Raw genomic sequence first — 19370 nt, forward strand, 5'->3', positions numbered from 1 at the left:
AATCAACCCAATCGGGAGGGTTAAAGCTTCAAAACATAACCAAGAAACTGAAAACTTTTATGTGTATCTACAATCGCAAGACTCTTTGGATATGACGGTGAAGTATGGATTTTCCATACCGAAGTGAACATGCAAATCATGAATTGGAATGAATATTGGTCTCCAATCCATTTATCGTTGCAGGTTGCGCTGTTATCAAGCGTATTGGTGATCGTAGCAGGCTTGGTTATAGCATGGTCAATGTCCCGATTAGGATCGTTTAAAGGAAAAACGTTCGTTGAAACCGTATTTATGCTGCCCTTGGTACTCCCTCCGACCGTTGTGGGGTTTTTACTGTTAGTATTACTTGGGCGAAAAAGTGGGTTCGGACGTTATGTAGAGCAATGGTTTGGTGAACCCATTGTATTCTCGTGGTGGGCTGCGGTGGTCGCGTCGGTCGTTGTGGCTTTCCCTCTTGTCTATCGGACGATGAAGGTGGGATTTGCTTCTGTTGATGAGGAGTTGGAAGAAGCGGGACGTTCGATAGGGGCGAGTGAATGGCAGGTTTTCCGATATATAACTTTTCCCTTAATTTTCCCTTCTCTTAAAGCTGCCTTTATACTCGGTTTTGCCCGCAGTCTGGGCGAATTCGGTGCTACGCTGATGATTGCCGGAAATATTCCAGGTAAAACCCAAACCATTCCGACGGCCATTTATGTAGCGGTGGATTCTGGTCATCTTCCTATGGCATGGGCCTGGACATGCTCTTTAATAGTCATTTCCTTTATTATGCTCCTATTAACCGGACAAAAGAAAAATTAAACCAAGGCCAAAAAGTGTGATCGCAAAAACTGGGCCGCCTTCATAAAGCTTTCCTCTAAGAGAGGGAGGCTTTTTTGTTTCTTTCTATAGAACGAGGGATTTCCTGTAGCGCTATAGGACATTCCCTAATGGGAACAGACATCGATGAATTACATAATGAGAGTAACCGAATGAAATCCTTCCTTGAATTGCTTTAGGGTTTTTCATTCTGAAAAGGAGTGTTGGTCATCGATGAAAAAAAAATACAACCTCAACTTTTTTAAACCGATCGAAAGCTATTCGGGAAATTGGTCAATCCTTGAGGAAAAAAATAGAGAATGGGAAAACGTGTACCGTCAGCGTTGGTCTCACGACAAAGTGGTTCGGACGACACACGGAGTGAACTGCACCGGTTCATGTAGTTGGAAGGTTTTTGTGAAAAACGGCATCATCACTTGGGAGAATCAACAGATCGATTATCCTTCCTGTGGCGTTGACATGCCAGAATTTGAACCGCGCGGATGCCCGCGTGGCGCTACATTTTCCTGGTATGAATACAGCCCATTACGCGTGAAATACCCTTATATGCGCGGCAAGCTATTGCGGCTTTGGCAGGCTGCCATCCAGGAACATGCCAATCCGGTGGAAGCCTGGGCAAGCATTGTGGAAGATCCAGAGAAAGCCAAGCTTTACAAAGCAGCTCGCGGAAAAGGCGGTCATGTCCGTGTCGCCTGGGACGATATCCTGCGTCTGATCTCGGCGCAACTCATCTATACCATTCGTAAGTACGGTCCCGACCGGATCGCGGGCTTTACGCCAATTCCGGCGATGTCAATGATAAGCTACGCTTCGGGAGCCCGATTCATTTCGCTACTCGGTGGGCAGATGTTGAGTTTTTATGACTGGTATGCCGACCTTCCGCCTTCATCTCCTCAAATTTGGGGTGAGCAGACGGATGTACCGGAATCTTCTGATTGGTACAATGCGGGTTACCTGATCATGTGGGGATCGAACGTACCGCTTACCCGGACGCCAGACGCTCATTTTATGACGGAAGTACGATATAAAGGAACAAAGGTCGTATCGGTGGCTCCCGACTTGGCGGAGAATGTGAAGTTCGCTGACAACTGGCTTGCACCACATCCGGGTACAGATGCTGCCGTAGCTCAGGCTATGACGCATGTTATTCTCGATGAGTTCTACAAAGAGCGCCAAGAACCGATGTTCATTAACTATGCCAAACAATATACGGATATGCCGTTTATGATTCTGCTTGATCCACACGAAGGAGCCTGGAAAGGCGGACGTTTTCTACGGGCGAGTGACCTTGGGGATGTATCGCCGCATGCGGACTGGAAGCCGGTCATATATGACGAAGCGGCGGGGGAAATGCTGGTCCCGAACGGTACGATGGGACAGCGCTGGGAGCAGGATAAGAAATGGAACCTGATTCTGGAACGGGAAGACGGAACAAAGGTTGAGCCCGCGCTCACTGTGGAAGGTCATGGCGAGCAATGGGAAGAAGTCGTATTCCCTTACTTTGATAACGCCGGTAATGGAACGTTCAAACGTGTAATTCCGGCCAAAAAAGTACGCTTGGCAGATGGCTCGGAACGTTACGTAGCAACCGTGTACGATTTGATGATGAGCCAGTACGGTGTCGCACGCAATGACAGCTCTCATAACGCCAAGAATTATTACGACGAAGCTTCGCATTATACCCCTGCCTGGCAGGAGAAGATCACAGGTGTGAAGGCGTCTGTTGTGGTACAGATTGCTCGGGAATTTGCTCAAAATGCTATCGATACTAAAGGGCGCTCCATGATTATTATGGGTGCGGGTATCAACCACTGGTTCAATAGTGACACGATCTATCGGTCCATCTTGAATCTGGTCGTGTTGACTGCTTCCCAAGGTGTGAACGGTGGAGGCTGGGCGCATTATGTGGGTCAAGAAAAGCTCCGTCCAATCGAAGGCTGGTCAACGATTGCCTTTGCAAAAGACTGGCAGGGGGCAGCTCGACAGCAAAATGCTACATCGTTTTTCTACTTTGCAACAGAGCAGTGGCGTTATGAAGAAAGTGGAACAGACACCTTGAAGTCACCGATTGGCGGGGATGTCAGTTACAGACATCCAGCAGACTACAACGTGCTCGCAGCGCGTCTGGGTTGGCTGCCTTCTTATCCACAGTTTAATAAAAACAGTCTGCTGTTCGCCGAAGAGGCTGCGCAATTAGGCAAGAAGTCCAACGAGGAAATCATTAATCATTCTGTGGAAGAGATTAAATCACGTAAGACACGCTTCGCTGTAGAAGATCCTGGGGCAGCCGAGAACTTCCCGCGTTCACTCTTTGTTTGGCGGTCAAATCTGATTTCCAGTTCGGCGAAGGGACAAGAGTATTTCATGAAACATTTACTCGGAGCATCTGATGCCCTGCTAGCCCGGCCGAACGAAGAACAGAAACCTGAGGAAATCGTCTGGAGAGAAGATGTAGAAGGAAAACTTGATCTGATGGTTGCCCTTGATTTCCGGATGACAACAACTCCATTGTACGCGGACATCGTGCTTCCGGCGGCAACCTGGTACGAAAAAACAGACTTGTCGTCAACAGACATGCATCCTTTCGTACACCCGTTTAATCCGGCTGTTAATCCACTGTGGGAATCCCGCGCGGACTGGGATATTTACCGCCAGCTTTCCGAAGTCTTTTCGGATATGGCAAAAGAGTACCTGCCAGGAATATATAAAGACCTTGTGACTGCGCCGCTCGCACACGACAGTGTGGGCGAAATTTCACAGCCGATGGGTCTTGTAAAGGATTGGACGAAGGGTGAGATTGAAGCGACTCCGGGCAAAACCATGCCGAATTTCAGCATCATCGAACGCGATTATACTAAAATTCACGATAAATTTATCTCACTCGGTCCGAATTTGACTAGTGGGAAAGCAGGTGCGCATGGCGTCAGCTTCTCTGTAGCGGACGAATATGAGGAAATGAAAAAGTTGAACGGAGTTTATTACGATGAATCCATTAAAGACGGGCTGCCCAAAATCCAGACAGCTCGCCAAGTAGCCAATGCAATTCTTCACCTTTCATCCGCGACTAATGGACGGGTGTCGCAAAAGGCTTATGAGCAGGCAGAAGAGCTTCACGGTGTGGAACTCAAAGACATCTCGGCCGATCGGGCAGCGGAAAGGATCACTTTCCAAAGTATTACGGCACAGCCACGGGAAGTTATACCGACACCAGTATTCACTGGATCGAACAAGAAGGGACGCCGCTATTCACCATTTACAACGAATATTGAACGTCTCGTTCCGTTTCGTACTTTGACGGGAAGACAGCATTTCTATATTGATCATGAGATTTTCCAACAATTTGGGGAATCATTGCCGATCTACAAACCGACTCTGCCGCCGATGGTGTTCGGCCCTCGCGATCGGGAAATAAAAGGCGGGCAAGATTCACTCGTGCTCCGTTATCTGACACCGCATGGTAAATGGAATATTCACTCCACCTACCAGGATAACCAGCACATGCTTACACTGTTTCGCGGAGGTCCTACCGTGTGGATCAACAACGAAGACGCAGAGGCGCACGATCTTGCCGACAATGACTGGGTAGAGGTATACAACCGTAACGGCGTCGTAACCGCCCGGACCGTTGTCAGCCACCGGATGCCAAGAGGAACGATGTTCATGTACCATGCTCAGGATAAGCACATTCAAGTGCCAGGCTCCGAAATCACGGATACACGCGGCGGTAGTCATAACGCACCGACAAGAATTCATCTCAAACCAACCCAGATGGTCGGTGGATATGCTCAGCTTAGTTATGGATTCAACTATTATGGTCCGATCGGCAACCAGCGTGATGTGTACGTTGCGGTACGTAAAATGAAGGAGGTTAACTGGCTTGAAGATTAAAGCTCAAATTGCCATGGTCATGAACCTGGATAAATGTATCGGCTGCCATACGTGCAGCGTGACATGTAAAACAACCTGGACGAACCGCAAAGGTGCGGAATATATGTGGTTCAACAATGTGGAAACCAAACCTGGTATCGGTTATCCGAAGCGCTGGGAAGACCAGGAACTATATAAAGGGGGCTGGCAGCTCCGCAAAGGGAAACTGGAACTGAAGTCAGGCAACAAGCTGTCCAAGATAGCACTGGGTAAGATTTTTTACAATCCAGACATGCCGGAAATGAAAGATTATTATGAGCCCTGGACTTACAATTACGAGCAACTGACCAACGCTGGCGAGCAAAAGCATTCACCTGTGGCACGCGCGCATTCTGCGGTAACGGGTGAAAAAATGGATTTGGAATGGGGTCCAAACTGGGAAGATGACCTGGCGGGTGCGCATGTAACCGGTCCGCTTGATCCAAATATTCAGAAAATCGAAGAAGAGATTAAATTTAATTTTGAGAAGTCGTTCATGGTTTATCTCCCACGGCTTTGCGAACATTGTCTAAATCCGAGCTGTGTCGCGTCATGTCCTTCGGGCGCCATGTACAAACGGGACGAGGACGGAATCGTGCTCGTGGATCAGGAAGCATGCCGCGGCTGGCGGTATTGCATGACGGGCTGTCCATACAAAAAAGTGTACTTTAACTGGCAGACGAACAAAGCGGAAAAATGTACCTTCTGTTTCCCGCGTGTGGAAGCTGGCCTGCCGACAGTCTGCTCCGAGACATGTACAGGACGAATTCGCTACCTGGGCGTTATGCTATATGACGCGGATCGGGTGCTCGAGGCCGCTTCTACGCAGGATGAGAAAGAACTTTATAAAGCGCAATGCGACCTGTTCATGGATCCAAGTGATCCGGCAGTGATTGCTCAGGCGAGAAAAGATGGCATCTCGGAGGACTGGATTGAAGCAGCGCAGAACTCGCCGGTCTACAAGCTTGCCATTGAGCACAAGCTGGCATTCCCGCTTCATCCGGAATACCGTACATTACCTATGGTCTGGTATGTGCCACCACTTAGTCCGATCATGAATTACTTTGAAGGGAAAGACTCGATTGAGAATCCCGATATGATCTTTCCGGCTATCGAAGAGATGCGTACCCCCATTCAGTACCTTGCCAATATGCTGACGGCGGGCGACACGCAAACCGTGAAGGAGTCCTTGCAGCGAATGGCTATGATGCGCTCCTATATGCGTGCCCAGTCCACAGGACAATCTTTCGATGAAAGCCGTCTTGAGCGCATCGGCATGACACCGCGGCAGACCGAGCAGATGTATCGACTTCTGGCGATTGCCAAGTATGAGGATCGTTTCGTCATTCCGACATCGCATAAAGAAGGATATTCGAATCCGTACCGGGCTCAAGGATCTGCTGGTTACGGCGATACCATGGGAAACATGGGTTCTGGCTCTGGATGTGACGGCTGTAGTATGGCAAGTTCGATGGGGATGGAAGAGCCTTTGAAAACTGGCAAAGAAATGTATGAAGAAAACTTCTACGGGGGTATTTGGCGTGATTAATGTAGCGAAGTTGTATGAATGCAAGCCATCATTCGGGTTTTTCGCTCAGCAACTCATGTACCCAGAAAAGCTGGATTTTCATCCGGCTTTTCTGGAAGCATCGTTTGATCCGAACCATCCGGCATATACGTATGCGAACACCTACTGGTCCCTTATGCAAGAGTTCAGTATGGAAGAGATTCAGGAAATGTATACGGAAACCTTTGATTTTCAAAAAAATTGTGCACTATATATGACTTACTTTAAATTCGAAGATGCAAAAGAACGGGGACAAATGTTGGTCAAGTTAAAGGTGCTATACGAGATGTATGGTCTTGAAATGCCGGATGGAGAGCTGCCAGATTACCTTCCGCTCATGTGTGAATTTCTGTATGCCGCCGAATGGGCGCAAGATCCGAAGACGACAGAAAACTTCCGCATGCCAATCGCGATCCTGGAAGACGGCACATATCATTTGCTTAAAGCGCTGGAAAAAATGGAAAGCCCGTATTTTCATCTGGTGAAGGGACTGCGCGAAACGCTTAAAGCTTGCGTAGAACAGGAGGCAGCCGCACAATGATGATGCTAGAGCAGTTTTTATGGGTCATTTTCCCTTATATGTGTGTGGTCATCTTTATTGTAGGTCATATTTTCCGCTACAGAAACGACCAGTTCAATTGGACAGCAAAATCGAGTGAATTTATTGAAAAGAAACAATTGATGATCGGAAGCCTCTTATTCCACCTGGGAATTATCCCAGTTATTCTCGGTCATGTGTCTGGCTTGGGGATTCCAAAAACCTGGATGCATGCACTGGGCGTAAACGATCATTTGTATCACATTGGAGCAGTTTATGTTGGTGGAATATTTGGAGCTATGACGTTCCTCGGTATGTTGATTCTTACCTCTCGTCGTTTTACAATACGTAATGTACGCCGTTTAAGTACAGCGTCTGATTTGATTGTAAACGTATTGCTTTTGGCCATTGTATGCATGGGGATGTTCGCGACTCTCGTGACGAATGCGGTACAGCCGGAATTCGATTATCGGGAGACGATCTCGATCTGGTTCCGCGGTTTATTCATATTCCGTGTAGACCCGACACTGATGAGAGACGTACCGATGTCTTTCAGGCTTCATATACTTATGGGCTTTGCGATTTTTGCATTCTGGCCGTTTACCCGGCTTGTACATGTGTGGAGTGTTCCGTTGAACTATGTGCGCAGAAGTTATATCCTGTACAGAAGACATAAATCGAATTAGGAAAGCGGGCTCTGCCTTCTTTCCTAATTCTATTAGGAGAGAGCGATGAATAATAGGATGGATTATCAAAGGGAGCTTGAGCGAATACGCGAACATTTCGGTTATGATTTCATGGCGCTTGCTCTGGTTGAACCGGCCGAATATCAGTACGTAATTAAATGGAAAAATGCAGCCGGTAATTTAAATGATCGCTTTAAGCGGATTGTGCTGCAATCCGGTAAGGGCATAGCAGGAATCGTGTTTAAAACCGGGAAATCCGTTTTCATTCCATCTGTTTATCAATATGTGGGGGCAGACAACCTGTTTAACTATCCGATCGTTCAATCCGAGAAACTCAAGAGTCTCGGGGCTGTTCCCCTATGGAATGATGCTCGTGTCGCGGGTGTACTGCTTGGTGGATTTCGGGAAGAACAGCTGATGACCGAAGCCATGATGCGTGATTTGGAAGCCTTGGCGCATAGGGGAATTGGAGAGTTGAACGGGAAGGAAGTGATGTGAATTGACATTGTCTGTAGGGAATGGCTCTTTGAGTGCGCTAATGGTGAAGTTGTTTGAGAACAGTACGGAAGCCATTTTCTTTTTTGATAGACAAGGGAATACCCTAGCCATGAACCCGGCAGCTGAGGAGATTGTGGGCGATGACGTCCTCATTCAACTCTATGAAGGGAAGGACAAAGCTTTATGTGGAACATGCAGGGGCTATACAAGCGAAACGGAGCCCCGTACCTGCCTTGACTGTTATTTCAATATGCCAGAATCCAAGGACTTTGCTTCTTTTCAGGTGTACTTGGAAACGAAGAGCAATCGAATGGTTCCCTATGCTGCTTCTTTTCACACCATTGATTCTGAACATGGAACACGGGTGTTGATGTTGAGAGACTTGACTCCGCAATTTCAGACGCAGGAAAAATTGTATCAAAACAAAATGATGAAACATGTCATTGAAGCGCAGGAAAATGAGCGCAAACGGCTTTCCAGGGAACTGCACGACAGCGTCGCCCAGGAATTGATGAGCGCGGTTGTTGAACTGCGGGTATTAAAATATATGACGAATGATGAACAGCTCATCAAAAACATGAAGCAGACCGAAGCATCCATGACGCGACTGCTGGATGATATCCGCAACCTGTCTGTGGAACTACGCCCTGCCACACTTGATGATTTTGGACTTGAAGCGGCATTTCGTTCTCACTTTAAGAGGGTTGAACAAAGTTTTGGTCTGGTCGTTGAATTTGTGTCGGATCTTCCCCAAAAGCGATATGGAAGTGAAAAGGAAACGGTCATTTACCGTGTCTGCCAAGAGGCTGTTCTCAATGCCTTGAAGTATGCCCAGGTAGACATGGTTAAAGTTTCTTTGACTGAGCACGATCATACGCTTCGTTTGACTGTAGAGGACGATGGAGTTGGCTTTGAAAAGGGAAGCAATCCTATTGGAACGGGACTAGGTTTATATGGTATGCAGGAGCGAGCAGAGCTGGTAGGCGGAAGTTTTGGCGTCCTTTCAAATGTTGGTCAGGGAACCAAAGTCTTTTTACAAATTCCGATTGGACAAGAGGAGGAATAGAGACTTGATCAAAATTGTGTTAGCGGATGACCATGCTATTGTGCGAAGCGGATTTTCCATGATTTTGAACTTCCAATCGGATATGGAGGTTGTCGGAACGGCTGCGGATGGCATTGAAGCGTATACGATGGTAGCTAAATATCGTCCGGATATTCTAATCATGGACCTCAGCATGCCCCCAGGCGAAAGTGGATTGATCGCCACAGGCAAGATTAAAGAGGACCACCCTGATACTAAAATTCTGATTCTGACCATGCATGACGATGAAGAATATCTTTTTCATATTTTAAAGAATGGTGCTTCAGGATACGTTTTGAAAAATGCTCCAGATGAGGAGCTCTTGCTTGCTATACGAACCATTCATGGGGGTGGGACTTATATTCATCCTAAAATGGCAACTTCTCTCGTTCGTGAGTTCATCAAGAAAGATACGACGTCACAATCTGAAGATCCGTATGAGATCCTGTCCAAGCGGGAACTGGAGATTCTGCCTCTGGTCGCAAAAGGTTACGGTAACAAGGAAGTTGCGGAAAAGCTGTTCATCTCTGTCAAGACGGTGGAAGCGAACAAAGCGAAGATCATGGAAAAATTGAATTTAAGAAGCCGGCCTGAACTGGTCCAATATGCATTAAAGAAAAAAATGCTGGATTTTTAGCCGATGAATGGAGGAAATCCGCGTGCTGGAAAATGAGAAACTGCGCTTTTCCAAACCTGCCATGCGTATTCTTGAAAATGAGCATCGCTATCTAACCTATCTGATGGATGAATGGCATGCCATTGTATTGTGGTTTGAGCAGCACAGAATACTAGATTTGGAAGAAGGCCGCAAGCAACTGGAAAAACTGAGAATGCAGATTATCGATTTTAGGGTACCCCTCAAGAAACATACCGAAAAGGAAGAAGAACACTTCTTTTCTATGCTAGGAACCTACATTGGTTTTGAGCAGGGACCGCTCGTCGGTATACAGGAGGAGCACCGTGAAATAGAGGGCTATATCGATCATTTTCTTTATCAGACGGAGGGCGATTTGAGTTTGCTCTCGCTTGATGAGATTCAGGAGGCGGCCAAGAACGCGGGAGAGGCCTTTGAAGTGCTGACTGTACATTTTATAAAAGAGGAAACTGTACTTTTTCCTATGGCAGAGCAACAGATCAATCGGAATGATCTGACCAGGTTATGTGACAAATTAAATACACTTATCTCTTGAACAGACCAAGCCGCTTCATATAGAAGCGGCTTTTTATATTTTCAGGGAGTCCCCTGCCAGGTAAAGGGGACTCCCCTATATTCGAACAGATCGGCAGAGGCTACAATGGGGACAGAAAATTTAAATAAATAATTCGACAGAAAAAACGTTGAAAAGGTGAGTTAAATGATTAGAAAAATGCAGTTGCCGTTACAAACATTGAACTTGATTCTTGGATTCATGGTATGGGTTATCATTTCTTCGCTTATGCCGTTCATTACGGAGGATATTGTTATTCCACCCGGAAAATTGGCCATGGTTACGGCGATTCCGGTCGTGCTGGGATCGGTTCTGCGCATTCCGTTGGGTTATTATGCCAACATCTTCGGAGCAAGAATCGTTTTTCTCGTTAGCTTTATTTTGCTTTTGTTTCCCGTCTACTATATCAGTGAAGCTTCTACGATGATGGATTTAATTATCGGTGGCTTGTTCCTTGGGATTGGAGGAGCTGTGTTCTCGGTTGGTGTGACTTCGCTACCGAAGTATTATCCAAAGGAAAAGCATGGATTTGTAAATGGAATGTATGGCATAGGAAATTTGGGAACAGCCGTCACTACCTTCTCGGCCCCTATTGTGGCTACCCAAATTGGCTGGGCCCCTACAGTGAAGCTGTATCTCATTCTGCTGTTAGTTTTTATCGTTTTGAATTTCTTCTTAGGGGACCGTCATGAAGCTAAAGTAAAGACGCCCATTATGGAACAGATTAAAGGCGTTTACAAAAATGAGAAGCTTTGGTTTTTCTCGCTCTTTTATTTTATTACATTTGGCTCATTTGTAGCGTTCACGGTGTACTTGCCGAATTTCCTGGTATCAAATTTTGAGCTGACCAAAGTGGATGCAGGGATGCGTACAGCAGGCTTCATTGCGATTGCCACTTTCTTCCGCCCCATCGGTGGCTGGCTGGCGGATCGGTTTCAGCCTCTGTTCCTGCTGGTAGGCACGTTCTCTGTTTATACGGTCGCTGCGATTCTTTTGGCTTTTTCACCAGGGATCACCCTTTATACAGTAGGCTGCTTGGCGATCGCTGTATGTGCTGGAGTGGGGAACGGCGTCATTTTCAAGCTAGTTCCATTTTATTTTAATAAACAAGCAGGTATAGTTAACGGAATTGTATCCATGATGGGCGGTCTCGGTGGCTTTTTCCCTCCGATCTTGTTGTCGACGATTCATGCCGTTACTGGCCATTATTCCATTGGATTCATGCTACTCTCCCAAGTGGCGCTGGCTAGCCTGATCCTCGTCATATGGCTGTATTATCAAGGGACACAATCTAATGAATGAGCGTTATTCCAGACAGATCTTATTTAGACCCATTGGTGGCGAAGGGCAGCGTAATCTATCCGCTGCTGTCGTCACCATTATCGGTTGCGGGGCACTGGGTTCCGCCATTGCCGAGACACTGGTAAGAGCGGGCGTTGGGGAGCTTCATCTTGTCGACAGGGATTATGTGGAGATGTCGAATCTGCAACGTCAGCAGCTGTTCACGGAGCAGGACGCCGCGGAAATGCAGCCTAAGGTCATGGCAGCCGAAAAAAGGCTGAAAGCCATACGAGAAGACGTACGGTTGCACACATATCTCGATAATTTGGATGCCGAGCTTGTTCAAGAACTTGCCAGCAAAAGTATATTGCTGATGGATGCTACGGACAATTTCGAAACTCGTCTGCTTATCAACGATGCTGCACTGAAGGCAGGAATTCCATGGATTTATGGAGCCTGTGTTGGAAGCACAGGCGTTGTTTTTCCATTCGTGCCGGGCGAGTCAGCTTGTTTACGCTGCCTTCTGCCATCGCTGCCTGCGATCAATCAGACCTGCGATACGGCTGGAATCATCTCGCCCGCAGTCCAGGTGACAGCCGCCCTCCAATGTGCAGAAGCCATGAAGTGGCTGAGCGGCAGACGTGATAAGATGCGCCGCAAGGTTCATCTATTTGATCTATGGGAGAGCATGCAGATGGACATAGGGATTTCCCGCATCCGTAACCAAGATTGTCCAACCTGTGGAGAACATCCTACGTTTCCTGCACTGACAGCATCACGTCGCTCGGCGTATGCGGCTCTGTGCGGACGGAACGTGGTACAAGTTCTTCCAGACCCACAGCGTCCGATCACGCTCGATGATGCAGAGAAAATGGGCAGACTTATAGCAGATAGTGTAAAAAGAACTCCTTATTTTGTTGAATTTTATGCCTTTAAGCATCGAATGATTCTATTTAAAAACGGAAGGCTTCTCATTCACGGTGTCCGGAGTGTTGCCAAAGGTCAAAAACTATATCATCAGTTGTTTGGTTAAACGAAAAATGTAGATACAAGAAATAATAATATTTTATATAGAGTTTTTCATGAGAGATTAGCTTGCCGGGTGGCTGGAAGGTGGATAAGATGAGTGTATTTGAAATCGTGACGGAGCCCATTATCCCGCAGGCTTATGCGGATTATGTCCTAAGGCCGGAAGCAGGAGCGGTGACTGTTTTTACTGGGCACGTACGAGAATGGACTCAAGGCGTACGGACCTTATACCTTGCTTATGAGGCCTATGTCCCTATGGCCCAAAAAAAACTCACAGAGATTGGTCGCGAAATCGAACAGAAATGGGAAGGGACACGAGTGGCAATTGCGCACCGCATTGGCGAGCTTCAAATCGGTGATATCGCCGTTGTCATTGCCGTTTCTTCACCTCACCGTTTGGATGCGTATGAGGCGAATGAATACGCGATCGAACGAATCAAAGAAATAGTTCCTATTTGGAAACGAGAGATTTGGGAAGATGGAACGCAGTGGGTCGGAGATCAAAAGAAAAAGCCGGGGGAGATCAGTCATGATTAAGCTGTACTACTTTGCGGGACTCCGTGAGGTGACGGGAATATCTGAAGAAATGGCGGATTTGGTGGGTCGAACTGTTGGGGACTTATACGGTTGGATAGCAGAAAGATATCCGAATCTGCCGATCAGTTCTGTACGAATTGCAGTAAACGAGGAATATGCGTTGCTTACGGATGTGCTGCAGGATGGAGATGTCGCAGCTTTTATTCCGCCCGTCAGCGGCGGTTAAAGATAACATCCTAGACAACTAGAAAAGGAGGTGACCACATGAGTTCACATCCACTGAAAGACCAATTGAGACGGCCGATCCGTGATTTACGTATATCCGTGACGGACCGCTGCAATTTTCGCTGTTCCTATTGTATGCCAAAAGAAATTTTCGGTGACGATTTTGCCTTTCTTCCCAAACGTGAATGTCTGTCGTTTGAAGAGATGCATAGGCTGGCGAAGCTCTTTGTATCCCTAGGTGTAAAAAAGATCCGACTCACGGGCGGCGAACCCTTAATGCGCAGGAATCTACCCGACCTGGTCTCCCAAATCCTGTCCATTGACGGAGTGGAAGATGTCGGCTTGACCACCAACGGTGTGCTGCTAGGACAGCAGGCTAAGCCTCTCTATGACGCGGGGCTACGACGGCTTAATGTCAGTCTGGACGCTCTGGACCCCGAACTATTTGGGCGGTTGAATGGGCGGGGGATTAAGCCTGATGTTATTTTGAAGCAGATCGAATATGCAAGAGAAATCGGCTTTGAAATCAAGGTCAATATGGTGGTTCAAAAAGGCATTAACGACTCTGAGATTTTGCCGATGGCCGCTTATTTCAAGGAGCAGGGAATAACCCTTCGCTTTATTGAGTTTATGGACGCAGGAAATGATACCGGATGGAGCTACAAAAAGGTAATTGCAAAAAAAGAAATATATGAACGACTTAAGAATACGTACGAACTGGAGCCGATGGACCGGGATTACTTTGGAGAAGTAGCAAAGCGTTATCGTTATAAAGACAGTGACGCGCAGGTTGGCTTTATTACTTCGGTTTCTGAATCGTTTTGCTCGTCCTGCACACGGGGCCGCTTATCGTCCGATGGCAAGTTTTATACGTGTTTGTTTGCTTCAGCTGGCTTTGACCTACGTCAGATGCTGCGCAGTGGAGCGAGTGACGAAGAACTGCTCGCCGTGATTACTGAGGTATGGGAGCAACGTACTGACCGATATTCCGACGAACGCACTGAACAGACAGCACAAAATAGAAAAAAGATAAACATGTCCTACATTGGAGGTTGACATTTTATTCCATTTAAATGTGCTGAATTTGTTGTGCCTACCAACCGCGAAGAATAGGGGAAAACCAAGAAAAGAAAGCGCAAACATTTTTGTTGGCAAAACTTAAATTCGATGTTATTATGATCTTGGGATTGTTACTGAAAAGGCAAAACCCGGGACATGGAATTAGATTTCCATGTGTTGGGTTTTGCCTTTTCTTTTTGAATACAGAAATGCATATCCTGCACGATATGCATTTCTGGCTCAGCTATAACGCAGAAAGGTGAGTGATGTAAAGCCTTACAAGTGGTGAACAACAAAGATGATAACGTCGACCAACGAAACGGCAGCCAAGATTGATGTCATAGGGCGTGGTTAAAGGGAAAACGTAAGGCTTTTCTCTCTCTTTATGAATACGCTTTCATAAGATGGAGGTTGTAAATCTACACATTTTAAATTGGTTTACGACGAAAGTTTGATCGGCTATTACCGTTTTGTGACCTATCTGAAATTTCGCCCAGCATCTAAATCCTTTTTTAAATTTGATGGGATAAGGGGGGCAGTTAGATGATCATAACGAAGATATTTAATAACAACGCCATAATAGCCAAAGATCAAAAAAGAGATGAATTTGTTGTTATGGGTCGTGGTATTGCATTCAAAAAGAGTGCAGGCGAACAAGTAGAAGAGCATCTAATTGAAAAGGTCTTTGTGCTTAAACATAAAGATGCTTCAGAGAAATTTAAGTTATTGTTAGAGGATGTTCCATCAGAATATGTTTCGTTATGCTATGACATCATTGAATATGGAAAAAGCATATTAGAAGCACAATTGAGCGATTATATATATGTTTCGCTTACGGATCACATGAACAATGCATTTAAAATGTTTGATGAAGGGTTTAAAAATGCAAATCCGTTAATTTGGGAGATTAAAAAATTTTATCCCAAAGAATTTACGGTTGGCTTAAAAGCACTGGAGTTTATTGAAGACGAAACAGGCAAACGATTGTCAGAAGATGAAGCAGGTAATATTGCTCTTCATTTAATAAATGCTCAAGTAAATAGCTCCTACAACAAGGTAGCAGATGTTGCTCAGCAAACTCAAAAAATACACGACATCTTGAATATTATTAAATACTCTTATAATACCACCATAGATGAACACTCGATCAGTTATGAGCGATTTATTACACATTTAAGATTCTTCTTTCAGCGATTAAATAAAAAAGAAAAAGTAGAACTGGAAGACGATTTTTTGTGGAGGCAAGTGAAAGCAAAGTACAAAAAGGCTTATGGGTGTATGCTGAAGATCGAGAAATACTTGGACACGGTATTGTCAGATGAAGAAAAACTCTATATAACGATTCATATTCAGCGTGTGACCCAAAGACAAAATTGAATAACTCCTTGGATTGTTACTGGTAATGCAGGCGAAACCAACCTAGATCGAATTTGATCTATTTTGGTTTTGCCTTTTTTTATAAATACAAATAAAGGGGAAGTTACAATGAAGTATGAGACATTAGCAAAAGACATCATCAGAAATGTCGGCGGCAAAGAAAATGTGAATAGTCTAACTCATTGTATTACACGCTTGCGCTTCAAACTAAGAGATGAAAGTAAAGCCAATACAGAGGTTTTAAAAAATATGGATGGTGTTGTCACTGTGGTAAAGAGTGGCGGGCAATACCAGGTTGTTATAGGTAACCATGTACCTGAGGTTTATGCTGATGTTACTGCTGTAGGCGGTTTTCAGACAGGAGATTCAGAAGAAGCATCAGGTGAAAAAATGAGTTTGTTCAATAGATTCATTGATACCATTTCAGGTGTATTTACACCCACGTTGGGTGTCTTAAGTGCCACGGGTATGATTAAGGGCTTCACTGCCCTATTTGTAGCTTTGGGCTGGCTGACCACTACATCGGGTACCTATCAAATTCTCAATGCTTTAGGTGATTGTTTGTTCTACTTCTTTCCTATTTTCCTGGGGTATACGTCAGCTAAAAAGTTCAATGCCAACATTTTTATAGGTATGGCTATAGGTGCATCGCTTGTGTACCCAACATTTAGCACGATAACAGCCTCGGGCAAACCACTATACACTCTATTTAGCGGTACTATATTTGAGTCACCGGTATATATCACCTTCTTAGGTATTCCGGTCATTCTGATGAGTTATGCGTCAACGGTTCTTCCGATTATCATATCCACCTATGTAGGCTCAAAAATAGAAAACTTCTTCAAAAAGGTAATCCCTAGCGTAGTGAGAACATTTTTGGTTCCGTTTTTCACATTGTTAGTTATTGTACCCTTAGCATTGATTGTGATTGGACCTCTCTCGACTTGGGCAGGTCAACTGCTTGGGGCAGCAACCCTCTTTGTGTATAACTTAAGTCCAATTATTGAAGGCATAATCATGGGCGCTTTCTGGCAAGTGTTTGTTATCTTTGGATTACACTGGGGACTTGTTCCTATCGCTATGAACAACTTAGCAGTGCTTAAATTTGATCCGATTCTTGCGGCTACGCTGGGAGCTTCCTTTGCTCAGACAGGCGTCGTACTGGCGATTTTGTTTAAAACCAAAAATGTAAAACTGAGATCACTTTCCATTCCAGCTGTCATCTCCGGGATTTTTGGTGTGACAGAACCAGCGATTTACGGGATTACATTACCACGTAAGAAACCATTTATTTTAAGCTGTATAGCATCCGCAGTAGGCGGCGGTATTATAGGAATGATGGGAACTAAAGGTTACATCATTGGTGGATTGGGTATTTTCGCTATCCCGAGCTATATCAGTCCGGCAGGAATAGACAACGGATTTTATGGGGCTGTTATCGGTATCCTGGTAAGCTTTGTATTAGGCTTCTTGCTTATGTTCTTTGGCGGATTTAAAGATGATGAAGTGAAAGAAGCTAAAAAGGAAGACAGCACACCAGGAGCAGCCAAAGAAGAAGTTTTAGTAAAACAAGAGACGGTGATGAGTCCATTAAAAGGTGAAGTGAAATCTTTATCTGAAGTAACAGATGAAGCCTTTTCGACAGGTGCTCTGGGTAAAGGGATTGCCATTGAACCTTCTGAAGGTAAGGTTGTTTCACCTGTAGATGGTGTATTAACATCATTATTTTCGTCAGGTCATGCGATTGGAATTACAAGTGATCACGGTGTTGAGGTCCTCATCCATGTAGGCAAAGATACGGTCAAATTAAAAGGCAAACATTTTTATCCTAAAGTAAAACAGGGAGATGCTGTTAAAAAAGGCCAGCTGCTTATGGAGTTTGATATGGAAGCTATAAAAGAGGCTGGTTATGTTTTGACCACACCTGTGATCGTTGCCAATACTACGAATTACCTGGATGTCATTGAAACAGAAAAGAAGGCGATTGAGTATCAAGAGGATTTATTGACTGTCGTAGTCTAATCCTAATTAAATGTTGAGGAGGAATTAAACAATGAAAAATACAACTAAATTGGAATTTCCACAAGGATTTTTATGGGGAGGGGCTACGGCTGCTAACCAATTTGAAGGTGGATATAACGTAGATGGTAAGGGACTAAGCACCGCTGATGTGATTACAGCCGGGACACATACGACTTCCCGAAGAATTACGCCTGTACTGGAAGAAGGAATGAACTATCCAAGCCACGAGGCTATTGATTTCTTCCATCACTATAAAGAGGATATCCGATTATTTGCTGAAATGGGTTTCAAGGTCTTTAGAATGTCCATTGCTTGGTCAAGAATATTTCCTAACGGAGATGATACAGAGCCGAATGAGCAAGGTTTACAGTTCTATGATCGTGTATTTGAAGAGTTGAAAAAGTATAATATTGAGCCTTTGGTTACGATCTCACATTATGAAGCACCGTTTCATTTAACCCAAAAATATAATGGTTGGTCAGATCGCAGAGTCGTAGATTTTTATGTAAGATATTGTGAAGTGCTTTTTAACAGATATAAAGATGTTGTGAAATACTGGTTAACCTTTAATGAAATCAATATCTTAACCTTGTCTTTCGGAGCGTTCATGGCTGGAGCTATGATGCCGGAGGGTAATGGGGAGCTTGCCCATGCTACAGTGAAGGATGAACAGGTTCTGTATCAAGCTTTACATCATCAGTTTGTAGCCAGTGCAAAGGCAGTAAAGCTGGGTCATGAAATCAATAAGGACTTCAAAATCGGCTGTATGATCGCTTATATGTGTTCGTACCCACTTACATGTCATCCAAATGATGTTTTGCTGGCTCAACAAAAGGATAACTTAAGCAATTTTTTATGTTCGGATGTTCAAGTAAGAGGTGCTTATCCCGGATTTGCCAGACGATACTTTAAAGAAAATAACATTGAAATTACGATGCAAGATAACGATGAAAACATCTTAAAAGAAGGCTGTGTAGATTTTTATACCTTTAGTTACTATTCATCTGTTTGTGTAAGTGCCGACCCAGACCAGGAGAAAGTGGGCGGAAATTTATCCATGGGATTAAAAAATCCCCATTTAAAAGCAAGCGCCTGGGACTGGCAAATCGATCCACAGGGATTGAGATGGTCCCTAAATAATATTTACAACCGATATGAAATCCCGTTAATGGTTGTTGAAAATGGTCTTGGTGCAGTAGATACGGTGGAAGAAGACGGTTCGATTCACGATGACTACAGAATTGACTATCTGAAACAACACATTGAGCAAATGAAAGAAGCGATTGCTGATGGAGTAGACTTAATAGGTTATACGCCTTGGGGATGTATTGATCTGGTAAGTGCGGGAACCGGTGAAATGAAAAAGCGTTATGGCTTCATCTACGTCGATAAGGATAATGAAGGCAAAGGGACACTTGCTAGATCCAGAAAGAAGAGCTTCTATTGGTATAAGAGCGTGATAGAAACGAATGGAGAGCAGTTGGATTAAATCTTAGTGCCTGTCTCTAAAAAGGCCATACAGTCAGCGCGTGCT

Annotated in this window: 17 protein-coding genes; all 17 read left to right on the forward strand. The window is 45.0% G+C overall.

Going from position 1 to position 19370, the window contains the following annotated elements:
* Positions 1–129: 129 nt before the first annotated feature.
* The 17 genes from modB (at position 130) to AC6EJC_RS19795 (ending at position 19325) form a co-directional block, all read left to right on the forward strand.
* Positions 130–801, forward strand: a complete 672-nt coding sequence (gene modB, locus AC6EJC_RS19715) for a molybdate ABC transporter permease subunit (RefSeq protein WP_444955503.1) — start codon at positions 130–132, stop codon at positions 799–801.
* A 231-nt stretch (positions 802–1032) separates the two neighbouring features.
* Entirely contained in the window at positions 1033–4707 is a 3675-nt protein-coding gene (locus AC6EJC_RS19720; RefSeq protein WP_444955424.1) for a nitrate reductase subunit alpha, read from the forward strand.
* The gene (narH, locus tag AC6EJC_RS19725; protein ID WP_028542275.1) at positions 4697–6274 is read left to right on the forward strand and encodes a nitrate reductase subunit beta; all 1578 of its coding nucleotides are present in this window, start codon (positions 4697–4699) and stop codon (positions 6272–6274) included. Before AC6EJC_RS19720 ends, narH begins: the two co-directional genes overlap by 11 nt.
* A complete protein-coding gene (gene narJ, locus AC6EJC_RS19730) occupies positions 6267–6833 on the forward strand; it encodes a nitrate reductase molybdenum cofactor assembly chaperone (protein WP_039274409.1) in 567 nt (188 codons plus the stop codon). The genes narH and narJ overlap by 8 nt, the downstream gene beginning before the upstream one ends.
* A complete protein-coding gene (gene narI, locus AC6EJC_RS19735; protein WP_444955504.1) occupies positions 6833–7516 on the forward strand; it encodes a respiratory nitrate reductase subunit gamma in 684 nt (227 codons plus the stop codon). The genes narJ and narI overlap by 1 nt, the downstream gene beginning before the upstream one ends.
* A 45-nt stretch (positions 7517–7561) precedes the next feature.
* Entirely contained in the window at positions 7562–8014 is a 453-nt protein-coding gene (locus AC6EJC_RS19740) for a GAF domain-containing protein (protein WP_044647999.1), read from the forward strand.
* A gap of 1 nt (position 8015) precedes the next feature.
* The gene (locus tag AC6EJC_RS19745) at positions 8016–9080 is read left to right on the forward strand and encodes a PAS domain-containing sensor histidine kinase (protein ID WP_444955425.1); all 1065 of its coding nucleotides are present in this window, start codon (positions 8016–8018) and stop codon (positions 9078–9080) included.
* A 7-nt stretch (positions 9081–9087) separates the two neighbouring features.
* The gene (locus AC6EJC_RS19750) at positions 9088–9735 is read left to right on the forward strand and encodes a response regulator transcription factor (RefSeq protein ID WP_023989699.1); all 648 of its coding nucleotides are present in this window, start codon (positions 9088–9090) and stop codon (positions 9733–9735) included.
* 22 nt (positions 9736–9757) lie between these two features.
* Positions 9758–10288 carry a hemerythrin domain-containing protein gene (locus AC6EJC_RS19755; RefSeq protein ID WP_444955426.1) on the forward strand — a complete coding sequence of 177 codons (531 nt, stop codon included), beginning with the start codon at positions 9758–9760 and terminating at the stop codon, positions 10286–10288.
* Positions 10289–10453: 165 nt separating this feature from the next.
* Entirely contained in the window at positions 10454–11608 is a 1155-nt protein-coding gene (locus AC6EJC_RS19760) for a nitrate/nitrite transporter (protein ID WP_444955427.1), read from the forward strand.
* Complete coding sequence (locus AC6EJC_RS19765; protein ID WP_444955428.1) at positions 11601–12620, forward strand: ThiF family adenylyltransferase; 1020 nt, start codon at positions 11601–11603, stop codon at positions 12618–12620. Before AC6EJC_RS19760 ends, AC6EJC_RS19765 begins: the two co-directional genes overlap by 8 nt.
* An 89-nt stretch (positions 12621–12709) precedes the next feature.
* Positions 12710–13153 (forward strand): molybdenum cofactor biosynthesis protein MoaE, encoded by a 444-nt coding sequence (locus tag AC6EJC_RS19770; protein WP_444955429.1) that lies wholly within the window; start codon positions 12710–12712, stop codon positions 13151–13153.
* Positions 13146–13379 carry a MoaD/ThiS family protein gene (locus tag AC6EJC_RS19775; protein WP_444955430.1) on the forward strand — a complete coding sequence of 78 codons (234 nt, stop codon included), beginning with the start codon at positions 13146–13148 and terminating at the stop codon, positions 13377–13379. The genes AC6EJC_RS19770 and AC6EJC_RS19775 overlap by 8 nt, the downstream gene beginning before the upstream one ends.
* Before the next feature lie 38 nt (positions 13380–13417).
* Positions 13418–14434, forward strand: coding sequence for a GTP 3',8-cyclase MoaA (moaA, locus tag AC6EJC_RS19780; RefSeq protein ID WP_444955431.1), 1017 nt, complete (start codon positions 13418–13420; stop codon positions 14432–14434).
* Between the two features lie 546 nt (positions 14435–14980).
* On the forward strand, positions 14981–15814 hold the full coding sequence (licT, locus tag AC6EJC_RS19785; RefSeq protein ID WP_444955432.1) for a BglG family transcription antiterminator LicT: 834 nt from the start codon (positions 14981–14983) through the stop codon (positions 15812–15814).
* A gap of 108 nt (positions 15815–15922) precedes the next feature.
* A complete protein-coding gene (locus AC6EJC_RS19790) occupies positions 15923–17836 on the forward strand; it encodes a beta-glucoside-specific PTS transporter subunit IIABC (protein ID WP_444955433.1) in 1914 nt (637 codons plus the stop codon).
* Between the two features lie 31 nt (positions 17837–17867).
* Positions 17868–19325: a glycoside hydrolase family 1 protein gene (locus tag AC6EJC_RS19795; RefSeq protein ID WP_444955434.1), complete on the forward strand. Its 1458-nt coding sequence runs from the start codon at positions 17868–17870 to the stop codon at positions 19323–19325.
* Positions 19326–19370 lie beyond the last annotated feature (45 nt).

The sequence above is a fragment of the Paenibacillus sp. TY11 genome, from assembly GCF_059772165.1.

Coding starts and splice junctions, on each gene's coding strand:
- modB (WP_444955503.1), top strand. CDS start 130: ATGCAAATCATGAATTGGAATGAATATTGGTCTCCAATCCATTTATCG.
- AC6EJC_RS19720 (WP_444955424.1), top strand. CDS start 1,033: ATGAAAAAAAAATACAACCTCAACTTTTTTAAACCGATCGAAAGCTAT.
- narI (WP_444955504.1), top strand. CDS start 6,833: ATGATGCTAGAGCAGTTTTTATGGGTCATTTTCCCTTATATGTGTGTG.
- AC6EJC_RS19740 (WP_044647999.1), top strand. CDS start 7,562: ATGAATAATAGGATGGATTATCAAAGGGAGCTTGAGCGAATACGCGAA.
- AC6EJC_RS19760 (WP_444955427.1), top strand. CDS start 10,454: ATGATTAGAAAAATGCAGTTGCCGTTACAAACATTGAACTTGATTCTT.
- AC6EJC_RS19765 (WP_444955428.1), top strand. CDS start 11,601: ATGAATGAGCGTTATTCCAGACAGATCTTATTTAGACCCATTGGTGGC.
- AC6EJC_RS19770 (WP_444955429.1), top strand. CDS start 12,710: ATGAGTGTATTTGAAATCGTGACGGAGCCCATTATCCCGCAGGCTTAT.
- AC6EJC_RS19775 (WP_444955430.1), top strand. CDS start 13,146: ATGATTAAGCTGTACTACTTTGCGGGACTCCGTGAGGTGACGGGAATA.
- moaA (WP_444955431.1), top strand. CDS start 13,418: ATGAGTTCACATCCACTGAAAGACCAATTGAGACGGCCGATCCGTGAT.
- licT (WP_444955432.1), top strand. CDS start 14,981: ATGATCATAACGAAGATATTTAATAACAACGCCATAATAGCCAAAGAT.
- AC6EJC_RS19790 (WP_444955433.1), top strand. CDS start 15,923: ATGAAGTATGAGACATTAGCAAAAGACATCATCAGAAATGTCGGCGGC.
- AC6EJC_RS19795 (WP_444955434.1), top strand. CDS start 17,868: ATGAAAAATACAACTAAATTGGAATTTCCACAAGGATTTTTATGGGGA.